This window comes from Acinetobacter sp. CY17 (assembly GCF_059515825.1).
Window position 1 is genome coordinate 95,558 of sequence record NZ_JCAKMX010000007.1, and the last position, 12,653, is coordinate 108,210.

10 protein-coding genes and 1 riboswitch are annotated in these 12,653 nt (G+C 42.8%); of the genes, 9 read left to right on the plus strand and 1 reads right to left on the minus strand.

Annotated elements, in window-relative coordinates; translation table 11 throughout:
• Window positions 1-50 precede the first annotated feature (50 nt).
• Both ftsZ and lpxC read left to right on the plus strand, forming a co-directional pair.
• A complete protein-coding gene (ftsZ, locus tag AC5YCI_RS07080; protein WP_496130238.1) occupies window positions 51-1,241 on the plus strand; it encodes a cell division protein FtsZ in 1,191 nt (396 codons plus the stop codon).
• A 123-nt stretch (window positions 1,242-1,364) separates the two neighbouring features.
• Window positions 1,365-2,267 (plus strand): UDP-3-O-acyl-N-acetylglucosamine deacetylase, encoded by a 903-nt coding sequence (gene lpxC / locus AC5YCI_RS07085; protein ID WP_496130239.1) that lies wholly within the window; start codon window positions 1,365-1,367, stop codon window positions 2,265-2,267.
• 97 nt (window positions 2,268-2,364) lie between these two features.
• On the opposite strand, the gene AC5YCI_RS07090 is transcribed toward lpxC, so the two are convergent.
• A complete protein-coding gene (locus AC5YCI_RS07090) occupies window positions 2,365-2,805 on the minus strand; it encodes a DciA family protein (protein ID WP_496130240.1) in 441 nt (146 codons plus the stop codon).
• Window positions 2,806-2,916: 111 nt separating this feature from the next.
• On the opposite strand from AC5YCI_RS07090, the gene AC5YCI_RS07095 reads away from it, so the two are divergent.
• The 7 genes from AC5YCI_RS07095 (at window position 2,917) to guaB (ending at window position 12,583) form a co-directional block, all read left to right on the plus strand.
• Window positions 2,917-3,654 (plus strand): M23 family metallopeptidase, encoded by a 738-nt coding sequence (locus AC5YCI_RS07095; RefSeq protein WP_496130241.1) that lies wholly within the window; start codon window positions 2,917-2,919, stop codon window positions 3,652-3,654.
• A gap of 294 nt (window positions 3,655-3,948) precedes the next feature.
• Window positions 3,949-6,651: a pyruvate dehydrogenase (acetyl-transferring), homodimeric type gene (gene aceE, locus AC5YCI_RS07100; RefSeq protein WP_496130242.1), complete on the plus strand. Its 2,703-nt coding sequence runs from the start codon at window positions 3,949-3,951 to the stop codon at window positions 6,649-6,651.
• Between the two features lie 2 nt (window positions 6,652-6,653).
• Entirely contained in the window at window positions 6,654-8,603 is a 1,950-nt protein-coding gene (locus AC5YCI_RS07105) for a 2-oxo acid dehydrogenase subunit E2 (protein WP_496130243.1), read from the plus strand.
• A gap of 85 nt (window positions 8,604-8,688) precedes the next feature.
• Window positions 8,689-8,832: riboswitch (yybP-ykoY riboswitch) on the plus strand.
• A gap of 73 nt (window positions 8,833-8,905) precedes the next feature.
• The gene (locus AC5YCI_RS07110) at window positions 8,906-9,481 is read left to right on the plus strand and encodes a TMEM165/GDT1 family protein (RefSeq protein ID WP_496130244.1); all 576 of its coding nucleotides are present in this window, start codon (window positions 8,906-8,908) and stop codon (window positions 9,479-9,481) included.
• 164 nt (window positions 9,482-9,645) lie between these two features.
• Window positions 9,646-10,443 (plus strand): oxygen-binding di-iron domain-containing protein, encoded by a 798-nt coding sequence (locus AC5YCI_RS07115; protein ID WP_496130245.1) that lies wholly within the window; start codon window positions 9,646-9,648, stop codon window positions 10,441-10,443.
• A 90-nt stretch (window positions 10,444-10,533) separates the two neighbouring features.
• Complete coding sequence (locus tag AC5YCI_RS07120) at window positions 10,534-10,899, plus strand: YkgJ family cysteine cluster protein (protein ID WP_496130246.1); 366 nt, start codon at window positions 10,534-10,536, stop codon at window positions 10,897-10,899.
• A gap of 217 nt (window positions 10,900-11,116) precedes the next feature.
• Window positions 11,117-12,583 carry an IMP dehydrogenase gene (gene guaB, locus AC5YCI_RS07125; RefSeq protein ID WP_496130247.1) on the plus strand — a complete coding sequence of 489 codons (1,467 nt, stop codon included), beginning with the start codon at window positions 11,117-11,119 and terminating at the stop codon, window positions 12,581-12,583.
• Window positions 12,584-12,653: the final 70 nt, after the last annotated feature.

Here is a 12,653-nt window from a genome sequence, read left to right on the forward strand (position 1 = left end):
GTGTACGGGCTTAAGTGGCTGCCAATTATGAATTAGGAAATCTCAAGGTCATGGCCTCATTTGAATTTTTTGAAGATGATCAAACCGATAGCAACGGTCAAGCCCGTTTTACTGTGTTTGGTGTAGGTGGTGCTGGTGGTAACGCTGTGCAACACATGTTGGAATCTGACATTCAAGGCGTAAAATTTGTCTGTGCAAATACAGACCGTCAAGCTTTAGACCGTATGAATGCGCAGTTTAAAATCCAATTGGGCGAGCAAAGTACACGTGGACTTGGCGCTGGTGCTAATCCACAAGTGGGTCAAGCAGCGGCTGAAGAAAGCCGTGAAATCATTCGTCAGCATTTAGAAGGCACCGATATGGTGTTTGTTACTGCTGGTATGGGTGGTGGTACAGGTACAGGTGCTGCACCAGTGGTTGCTGAAATTGCTAAAGAAATGGGCATCTTAACCGTTGGCGTTGTAACGACACCGTTTAACTTTGAAGGTAAACGTCGTCTACTGTCTGCAGAAAAAGGCATTGAAGCTTTAGAGCAACATGTTGATTCGTTAATAATTATTCCAAACCAACGCTTACTTAAAGTTTTCCGTGACATCTCAATGAAAGATGCTTACAAGAAAGCCGATGATGTATTGTTAAATGCGGTACGCAGTATCTTTGATCTTGTGGTACGTCCAGGTCATATCAACCTTGACTTCGCCGATCTAAAAACTGCTATGAGTACACGCGGTTACGCGATGATGGGTGCGGGTCTTGGTCGTGGTGAAAATCGTGCGCGTCAAGCAGCAGAGCAAGCGATTCGTAGTCCACTGCTTGATAACGTGACCATTATGAATGCCAAAGGTATCTTAATTAACGTGACCGGTGGTGACGATGTGACTTTCGGTGAAATCGAAGAAATTACCGATGTTGTTAACCAAATTGTTGATCTAGACGAAGGTCAAGTATTCTACGGTACAGTATTTGATCCAGATGCGCGTGATGAAATTAGCGTCACCGTTATTGCAACAGGTTTAACACGTAACTCTGCGGATTCTGCTGATGTAGTCAAACGTCCAGCTGCTAATGCACAGGTACCTAATGCATCTGCTGCACAGCAAACGGCAGTTGATGATGATGATGTTCCTGCTATTCAACGTCAGAATACGGATGCAGCGAGTACACCAGTTGCGCCTACAGCAAGTGGTCGTCCAACGCCAATGAGTATTCAAGATTATCTTAAAAATCAACAGCGTAAGTAATATGTAACAAAATATGTTTACATTGTTACAACGTAAAAGGTAGCTCAAGGGCTACCTTTTTGTTTTGGTACAATGGCGAAATATGCTAACGTATAGCGGTTTAAGCGAAATGATTGAACTGATATGTTGAAACAACGAACCCTAAAACGTGTCGTGAAAGCGAGCGGGATTGGTCTGCACAGTGGTCAAAAAGTATTTATGAACTTTGTACCCCACCATGCGGATGGAGGGATTGTGTTTCGTCGTATTGATCTTGATCCAGTGGTCGACATTCCAGCCGATGCAATGTTGATTCAAGAAGCGTTTATGTGCTCCAACTTGGTCCAAGAAAATGCCAAAGTCGGCACCATTGAACATGTGATGAGTGCTATTGCGGGATTAGGTATTGATAATCTTATTGTCGAAGTCTCTGCTTCAGAGTTACCGATTATGGATGGCAGTGCGGGTCCATTTATTTACCTATTAATGCAAGGTGGTTTGCTTGAGCAAGACGCGCCGAAAAAATTTATTAAAATTTTAAAACCTGTCGAAGCGCTGATTCAAGACAAAAAAGCCATTTTTACCCCGCATGATGGTTTTCAACTCAATTTCACTATCGACTTTGATCATCCAGCCTTTCAAAAAGAATATCAGTCAGCCACCATCGACTTTTCCACAGAAACATTTGTCTATGAAGTGAGTGAAGCGCGAACTTTTGGCTTTATGAAAGATTTGGACTATCTTAAAGCCAATAATTTAGCGCTCGGTGCGAGTCTTGAAAACGCCATTGGCGTGGATGACACTGGCGTGGTCAATGAAGAAGGTTTACGTTTTTCAGACGAATTTGTAAGACATAAAATCTTAGATGCAGTGGGTGACTTATACCTCATGGGTCATCAAATTATTGCAAAATTCGATGGTTACAAATCAGGTCATGCGCTCAACAATCAACTGCTACGCAATGTGCAAAGTGATCCAAGTAGCTATGAAATTGTAACATTTGATGACGTTGCAAAATGTCCGATTAGTTATGTAACAATTGCATAAGTTATTGTCTTTTCGTGTAAATGTTATAATGTAACACCTGCATTTGTGATTTAAGTCACGAATTTAATTCATCATTTCTAATACAGAGAAATGAGAATTACTTTTTTTTGCTTGCCAAACGTAGCATCGCTTGGCTAAGCTTAGGGTCGTTCACAAAGCAAGCGGCATCACGTAACAAATCTTGTGTTTCAGCTTGTAATTGCCTAGAACAATTTTCATTTTTTACAGGTGTTTGAGCTTTGATTCTCAGGCGCACTTGGATTTTCTGTAAATTTTCTAGACCACTAATTTGTGACAATTGTTGTATGTATTGCTTTTGAAGATAACCGAGTTGGCTAATCATGGCCTGATTTTCACCGGTAATTGTCAAAACGCCATTTTGATAACACACAACTTGCCATTGCTCCGGTTGGGGCAGGAGCGGTTGGATAAGTTTGCTAAGTTTCTGCCATGCAGCAACTTGCGTTGAGAGAAACGTTAAGTTTCCTGTTTTTAGATGTTTACTTGTTTGCCCAAAAACGTTTACAGGTTCAGACATACATCATTCCTTCATGTTTATGTCCTAATCTTATGCGCTTCTTTTGGTAGATATCAAGGACGAGATTCAGACAAGGGAACTTTGCTAAAAACAGTTTAAAGAGGTTTTTTTATGCATTTGCGACGTATTTTTGTAGCGTGTACTTTAGCAGCTTCAGCTTCAACCGTAGCTTTAGCTGAGTTAGTTGATCTAAAAGCCAATCAGGCACAAGTTTTAGATTTAAAAGCGGATTCTAATCCAGACCGTCTTGAACAACTCACCAAAACTTTAGCACAAGGGTCTTATTCAGAGTTTAAAACAGCAACAGAAGTTGCAGCACTTAAACCGACTGAAATCAACGTTACAATTCGTGGTGCAGAAAAAACCACTGTATTAAATAACGAGTCGCTTGAGAAAAAATATCCAAGCACTAAGTCAACTGATTATTCAGCATCTTCTGTATCAAGTAGCCCATATTCTTGGTTATTAGCCCATCCCTTACCCAATGGACGCGTAAGCTCAAATTACGGTGGTCGTACTATGGGGGGGCGTGCTGAAAACCATTCAGGTTTAGATCTCGCTGCACCTACAGGTACACCAATTTATGCTACAGGTCCTGGTGTAGTCACTAAATCAGGTTGGGGTACAGGTTATGGTCAATACGTTGAAATTAACCACGGTAATGGCTATGTCACCCGTTATGCACATGCTTCACGTTTAATTGCCCGTGTCGGTGAGCGTGTGAAAGCAGGTCAGCATATTGCTAATGTAGGCTGTACAGGTCGTTGTACTGGACCACATTTACACTATGAAGTGGTTAAAAACGGTCAGCGTAAGAACCCATCACCTTATTTGGCCATGTTGCGCTAATTTGGGGTAGATTTATACATTTAATGTATGAATTGTCAGCAAACGATTTAGTACGATCAGAGATGCTTTAAACGACTGACTTTATTTTAAACAGGGCTATTATTTAAAAAAGTAGCTTTGTTGTATGATAAACCGCCTATTTGGGCGGTTTTTTGTTGTTTTAAGGTGCTATAAAGCGGCCAGTATTTAGCTATGAAATACACCTCTGTAACTATATTCAGCTGCAACGATAACTTAATACGTCTAAAGTATGATACATATACATCCTAATATAGGTATATGGAATGGTAGATTATGGCGTTTTATGGTGATACTGACGCGCAAGAAACCCAAGAATGGCAAGAAGCGTTCGACTCTGTGGTTGAACACATGGGCACAGAACGTGCAGCCTTTTTATTAGAAAAATTGTATCAACGCGCGATTGCAAAGCATGTTCCCATTCAGCGCTTAAATACACCTTACTTAAATACGATTTCTGTAGCAGAACAGCCAGCGTTGCCGGGTGATCCAGACATGGAGCGCCGTATTCGTGCTTTAATCCGTTGGAATGCTTTGGCGATGGTACTGCGTGCCAATAAAACAGGTGATGACCTAGGTGGTCACTTAGCCAGCTTCGCGTCTTCTGCAACTTTATATGATGTTGGTTTTAACCACTTCTTCCGTGCCAATAGCGATAACTTTGGCGGCGACATGATTTACTACCAAGGTCACTGTGCCCCAGGTATTTATGCACGTTCGTTCTTAGAAGGTCGTTTAACTGAAGATCACTTAAACAACTTCCGTCGTGAAGTAGACGGTGTTGGCTTACCGTCATATCCACACCCATACTTAATGCCAGATTACTGGCAGTTCCCAACAGTATCGATGGGTCTTGGTCCAATCATGTCGATTTACCAAGCACACATTCAAAAATACTTAATGAACCGTGGCTTAATCAAAGAAGAAGACCGTAAAGTTTGGGCTTATCTTGGTGATGGCGAGATGGACGAACCAGAAAGTACAGGTGCGATTGCCCTTGCTGGTCGTGAAAAGCTAGATAACCTTGTGTGGGTGGTCAACTGTAACTTACAGCGTCTCGATGGTCCGGTACGTGGTAACGGCAAAATTATTCAAGAATTAGAATCTCTATTCCGTGGTGCAGGCTGGCGTGTGATTAAAGTGGTATGGGGTCGTCATTGGGATCCGCTACTTGATAAAGATAAATCTGGCGCTTTAAAAGCGATTATGGAAGAAGCTGTAGATGGCGACTACCAACGTTACCAAGTAAAAGGTGGTGCTTATACTCGTGCGCACTTCTTTGGTAAATATCCAGAAGCTGAAGAGTTAGTTAAAAACTTAAGCGACGAAGACATCGATAACTTAAACCGTGGTGGTCATGACCCGTACAAGGTTTATGCTGCCTATGCAGAAGCGATGAAATCGACAGGTCAACCAACAGTCATCTTAGCAAAAACTGTGAAAGGTTATGGTTTATCTGAAGAAATCGAAGCGGTGAACAAAACGCATCAAATCAAGAAAATGCAGCTTGAATCGCTTAAATATGTACGTAACCGTTTTAACTTGCCATTTACCGATGAGCAATTAGAAGAAGTTCCGTTCTACCGTCCAAGCGAAAACTCGCCTGAAATTAAATATATGAAGGCACGTCGTGAAGCGTTAGGTGGTTACTTACCTGCACGTCGTAAAGAAAGCGAATTACTTGCGATTCCAGAATTATCTGTATTTGATGCGGTACTTGCAGGTTCTAACGGTAAGCAACAATCTACAACGATGGTGATGGTGCGTTTAATTTCTTCTTTATTGAAAGAAAAAGCCATCAAAGACCGTGTTGTGCCAATTGTTCCAGATGAAGCACGTACATTTGGTTTAGAGGGGATGTTCCGTCAGTTGGGTATTTATGCCGCGCACGGTCAAAAGTACACCCCAGAAGACCAAGAACAATTGATGCATTACCGTGAAGCCAAAGACGGTCACATGCTACAAGAAGGAATTAACGAAGCAGGTGCGATGAGCGCGTGGGCTGCGTTGGCGACCAGTTATTCAACCAATAACTTGCCAATGATTCCAATGTACATGTACTACTCGATGTTTGGTTTCCAACGTATTGGTGACATTGCATGGGCAGCAGGCGACGCACAAGCACAAGGCTTCTTATTGGGTGCAACTGCAGGTCGTACAACCCTCAACGGTGAAGGTTTACAGCATCAAGACGGTCACTCACACATCTTAGCCAACACCATTCCAAACTGTATCTCTTATGATCCATGTTTCGGCTATGAGCTTGCTGTAATTGTGCATGACGGTTTAAAACGTATGTATGTGAACCAAGAGCGCGTGTTCTACTACTTAACAGTCATGAACGAAAACTACGAGCATCCTGCAATGCCACAAGGTGTTGAAGAAGGCATCAAACGTGGTATGTATTTACTTGAAGAAGATGAAAAAGCCACTGTTCAGCTGATGGGTTCAGGGGTGATTCTGCGTGAAGTGATTAAAGCGGCGCAAATCCTACGTGATGAATACCAAATCCATTCCAACGTATTTAGCGTAACCAGCTTCAACGAACTTGCGCGTGATGGTATGGCGTGTGAAGAATACAACCGCCTACACCCACTTGCAGAAGAAGTGAAAGAAGCTTGGGTATCTCAGCAATTACGTGGCACTAAAGGGATCGTGGTTTCAGCAACCGACCATATGCGTGCATACAGCGAACAAATTCGTGCCTATCTTCCAGACAACCGTCCATTTGTAGCGCTTGGTACTGATGGTTATGGTCGTTCAGATACACGTGCCAAATTACGTAGCTACTTTGGTGTAGATGCAGCACACATCGTTGTAGCAACGCTTAAAAAACTTGCTGATGAAGGCGAAGTAGATGCACGTTTAGTCAAAGATGCCATCTCTAGCTTTGAATTAGATACAGACCGTCCAGTGGCTTGGGCACCACAAGCAACACCATCAGTACACGCTGTTGCAGACTACAAAGAGGAGAAATAAGCATGCAAATTACGACTCCCGATATTGGTGTAGACAAAGCAACAGTCGCTGAAATTTTAGTGAAAGTGGGCGATACCATTGCTGTAGATGACAGCATTGTATTGCTTGAATCTGATAAAGCCTCTGTCGAAGTGCCAAGCACTTCGGCGGGTATGGTAAAAAGCATTTTAGTCAGCCTTGGTGATGAAGTTGCTGAAGGTGCGGTTTTGGTTGAACTTGAAGCAGAAGGTCAGGCAGCGCCTGCACCTGCTGCTGAAGCACCAAAAGCTGAAGCGCCAAAGGCAGAAGCTCAAGCGGCAGCTCCTGTTGCAGAACAAGCTGCGCCTGTAGCGGCAGCAGCATCACAAGTGGTTGATGTGCAAGTACCTGACATTGGCGTAGAAAAAGCCCTTGTGGGTGAAATTTTGGTTGCCGTAGGCGATGAAATTGATGTCGATCAAAGCATTGTTGTGGTTGAATCAGATAAAGCCACTGTAGAAGTGCCAAGTACGGTATCGGGTACAGTTGAAGCAATTGAAATTGCAGTGGGTGACAATGTCAAAGAAGGCGTTGTGATTCTGAAAGTAAAAACTGCAGGCGCAGCAGCACCTGCGGCAGCAGAACAAGCACCTGTGGCAACTAAACCTGCTGTAGAGACAGCAAAAGCCGAAGCAGCACCTGTTACCGCTGCACCAGCTGGCAAAATTGAAATTGCTGTACCTGATTTAGGTGTAGATAAGGCGGCTGTAGCTGAAATTTTAGTGGCTGTAGGCGACAAAGTTGAAAAAGACCAAAGCATCATTGTGGTTGAATCTGACAAAGCAACAGTTGAAGTGCCAAGCACCACAGCGGGTGTAATTACCGCGATTCATGTTGAACTGGGTCAAAACGTCTCTGAGGGCGTGGCTTTAGTTACAATCGAAGCTGAAGGTCAAGCGGCACCAGTTGCTGCTGCGCCTGTACAAGCACCAGCAAAAGCTGAAGTGCCGAAAGCAGCAGCTGCACCTGTACAAGCGGCAGCACCTTCGGCAGATAAACTGACCAAAGAGCAAAATGCGGCAAACGCGAAAGTCTATGCAGGTCCTGCGGTTCGTAAGCTTGCACGTGAATTAGGTGTGGTCTTGGCAGAAGTCAAAGCATCTGGTCCTCATGCACGTTTAATGAAAGAAGACTTATTTGCTTACGTGAAAACACGCTTAACTGCGCCAGCACCTGTTGCTGCTCCAGTAGCGGCTGCGGTTGCTGCAGGTTTACCAAAACTTCCAAGTTTTGATGCCTTTGGTGGTGTGGAAGAAAAAGCATTAACACGTTTACAGCAAGTGTCAATTCCGCAGTTGTCTTTAAACAACTATATTCCACAAGTCACACAGTTTGATTTAGCTGACATCACTGAGCTTGAAGCATGGCGTAATGATCTTAAAGGCAACTTTAAGAAAGAAGGTATCAGCCTGACCATTATGGCATTCATTATCAAAGCAGTGGCACACCTTCTTAAAGAAGAGCGTGAGTTTGCTGGTCACTTGGCGGATGATGGTAAATCGGTATTGTTACGTAACGAAATCCATATGGGGATCGCGGTCGCAACTCCAGATGGCTTAACCGTACCTGTACTGCGTAACCCAGACCAAAAATCAATTAAGCAAATTGCAGTTGAACTCGGTGAGTTAGGTCAAAAAGCACGTGATAAGAAATTGTCACCTAAAGACCTACAAGGTGCGAACTTCACCATTTCTAGCCTTGGTGCGATTGGTGGTACAGCGTTTACGCCACTGGTCAACTGGCCACAAGTAGCAATCTTAGGGATCTCACCTGCCACCATGCAGCCTGTTTGGAATGGTGAAGGCTTTGATCCACGCCTAATGCTTCCGCTTTCATTGTCATACGATCACCGTGTGATTAATGGTGCAGACGCAGCGCGCTTTACCAATAAGCTGACTAAACTGCTAAAAGACATTCGTACCTTGCTCATCTAATCAGATGAATTAAGGTGATTAAAGACCCTGCTACGGCAGGGTTTTTATTTTGGTTTGTAAATAAATTTTGAGTTGACTATAATGAGCTTACTTCATTGGGGAGTAGCCGCTTTTTACGCAAGGTAAAAAGGTGATGGTCAACATATTTGCTCTAAATTGAGCATGGTCATCATAGCAAAGAACCAAATGAGCTCAAATGAGCTTTGTTTTGTTGGCAAGACCTTTGATTTATCACTCTGCAGATTTTGGCTAGCAGGAGGGATAAGTCATTGGTATATATATGCTAGCCAGAGAAACACATCATGCATGAGTTCCTACTCTCAACTGCCATTGTTGCCTTGGCTGAAATGGGCGATAAGACCCAACTCTTAGCTTTATTACTGGCCGCGCGTTATCAAAAACCTGTACCTATTTTAATTGCCATCTTACTGGCTACCATCATTAATCACGGTCTATCCGCAGCTTTAGGGCAATGGGTGACAACTGTTATTGGACCTGAAATTCTACTTTGGATTGTGTCGATTGGTTTTATTGCTATGGCATTATGGATGCTAGTGCCAGATGAATTAGACGATGAAAGTGAAAGCATTAACAAGTGGCAACGCTATGGTGTTTTTGGTGCAACATTCATCTTATTTTTCTTGGCTGAAATTGGTGATAAAACCCAAATTGCAACAGTGGCTTTAGCAGCACGTTTTGATAGCTTAATTTGGGTCACTGCCGGAACCACCCTAGGAATGATGATTGCCAATGCCCCAGCGGTATTTGTTGGTAATAAACTGGCGGATAAGTTGCCCATCGCACTCATTCATAAAATTAGCGCAATTATTTTCTTAAGCATTGGGGTATGGACCTTAGCGCAGCATTACTTTTTTTAAAATTTAAGTTAAAAAGGCCCAATCCGTGATTGGGTTTTTTTATGTCCATTAAATTGTGTGATAAGTCACTTTATAGGTGTAATTGTTGTAAGTTGCAATAAAACCATATATTTTGTAAGGAATTGAACACTTTATTGAAAAAAATATTGGCTAAGGGGCATGGTATGGCGTTAGACCGCACCACATCACAAGTGTTATTTGATAACGGTACACATAAATGCATCAGCTTTACCAGTTTGGTAAAGGGCGAGGGGATTCAAGCCAATCAATTTTTAATTATCGACCATGGACGTGCTGCAGTACTTGATCCGGGTGGTGATCTCACTTATGTACCACTCACCATGGAACTGAGTAAATATACCAAGCTGAGTCATTTAGATTATGTCATGGCTTCACACCAAGACCCAGATATTATTACTTCTATGCCACGCTGGTTAGTATATACCGATGCCAAAATTGTCGCGTCCAAACTATGGGCGCGTTTTCTACCGCATCTGAATTCATCATTTACCAGTGAACGTATGAAGGGCAGTTGGCTTGATCGTCTGATTGAGTTGCCAGACCCAGGTCAAGTGATTCCTTTAGGTCAATCTTCAATTGTGGCCGTGCCAGCACACTTCTTACATTCGGTAGGTAATTTTCAATTTTATGACCCGATTGCCAAAATCTTATTTTCAGGTGATATGGGCGCTTCTATTGTGGAAGATGCCAATCAAATCGTCGATGACTTTGAGTTACATACGCGTAAGATGAAAGGCTTTCATCAGCGTTATATGTGTAATAATAAAGTGATTCGGCTGTGGGTTAATATGGTACGCACCATGGATGTAGACATGATTGTGCCGCAACATGGCTTACCATTTGTGGGCAAAGCCAAAATTAAACAATTCTTAGATTGGATTGAAACCTTGCAGTGCGGTACTGATTTAATGGATGAAAGCATTTTTAGTTACCCACATTAATATTCGCCATTAGTCACAAGAATCTTGCGTGAAAAAAACAGTTTTTTTAGAATTTTCGCTCCAAAAAATGCTGATGAAAAGAGCTAAAAAATGTTATCGCAGTTGGTGACTCAAGATTCGTGTTTAACCTGTGGCGCGTGCTGTGCCCACTTTCGGGTATCCTTTTACTGGGCAGAGGGTTTACATCTGCCGGAACATTATACTGAGCCTGTCACTGCGGTTTATAGTTGTATGACAGGTACCAATCAGGCCAATCCACGTTGCATTGCCTTAGAAGGTGAAGTGGGGGTAAATGTCAGTTGTTCAGTCTACGCAGCACGGAGTACGAGTTGTAAAGAAGTGCAAGCCGGTGACACTCAATGCAATAAAGCCCGTGCTCGCTACAACATGATTCCTTTGGTGCAAATTGAACCTGTCACTGCCGACAATGACGAGGACTTTGATCGCGTCAGTTAAATCTTGGGCAAAGTTCGCTTTGCCCAAATCTATAAGAAAAAGATGAATTTTTTATAAAAATTAAAAAAAATTTATTATAAATAAGATCTTGGTTTTAACTAAACTTATAAAATATTCAGCAAGATAGCTTTATTTTTGTGGTGTTTGCTTAAATTTAAATGAATAAAACTTAAAATTTTGTTTATAATGGCGCACGGAAATTACCAGTGAGACTGTTATGTTGACCATCGTTCAAGACGCGTTAACCTTCGATGATGTCCTATTACTCCCTGCCTACTCTACTGTCCTCCCAAAAGATGTCTCTTTAAAGACACGTTTAACTCGCGGCATTGAATTAAATATCCCACTTGTTTCAGCAGCGATGGATACTGTTACTGAATCTCGTATGGCGATTGCAATGGCGCAAAATGGCGGTATCGGTATTTTGCATAAAAACATGGATATTGCTGCACAAGCTGCAGAAGTACGCCGTGTGAAAAAATTTGAAGCGGGTATGGTGAAAGACCCTATTACGGTCAGCCCTGAAACAACTGTACGTGAATTGATGGCATTGACTCAAGCCAACAATATCAGTGGTGTACCTGTTGTCAAAGATGGCAAAGTGGTGGGTATTGTAACCGGTCGTGATACACGTTTTGAGACCAATCTTGAGCAACCAGTGAGTAACATCATGACTGGTCAAGATCGTCTTGTGACAGTACGTGAGGGTGAATCAAAAGAAAACATCCAAGCGTTATTGCAACAGCACCGTATTGAAAAAGTCATCGTTGTTGGTGAAAACAACGAACTGAAAGGTTTAATTACCGTGACTGACTTCCGCAAAGCGGAATTGTATCCAAATAGCTGTAAAGATGACTTAGGTCGTCTGCGTGTGGGTGCAGCGGTTGGTACAGGTGCAGAAACTCCAAGCCGTGTAGAAGCACTGGTTGAAGCTGGTGTAGATGCGATTGTTGTAGATACAGCACATGGTCACTCAGCAGGTGTCATTGAACGTGTACGTTGGGTTAAAGCCAACTATCCACAAGTTCAAGTGATTGGCGGTAACATTGCCACTGGTGATGCAGCGCTTGCACTCCTTGATGCTGGTGCAGATGCGGTGAAAGTAGGTATTGGTCCTGGTTCTATTTGTACTACGCGTATTGTTGCGGGTATTGGTATGCCACAAATCTCGGCCATTGATGCTGTTGCCAATGCACTAAAAGAGCAAATTCCATTAATCGCAGATGGTGGTATTCGTTTCTCTGGTGACATGGCTAAAGCCATTGGCGCAGGTGCAAGCACCATTATGGTGGGTTCACTTATGGCAGGTACTGAAGAAGCACCAGGCGAAGTTGAATTCTTCCAAGGTCGTTACTACAAAGCATACCGCGGTATGGGTTCATTAGGTGCGATGGCTGGTTCTACAGGTTCTGCGGACCGTTATTTCCAAGACGCAAAAGCGGGCGCGGAAAAACTAGTACCAGAAGGGATTGAAGGTCGCGTACCATACAAAGGCCCAATGGGTAACATCGTGCATCAAATGATGGGTGGTTTACGTTCATCTATGGGTTATACCGGTTCTGCAACAATTAACGATCTTCGTCAAAACGCGAAATTCGTGAAAATTACTGCAGCAGGTATGTCTGAATCACACGTACATGATGTAACGATTACCAAAGAAGCACCAAACTATCGCGTTGGTTAATTCTTAAGAGTTACTCAAAAAAGCCGTCATAAAATGACGGCTTTTTTGTGGTTTGGTGATAAAGTATTTG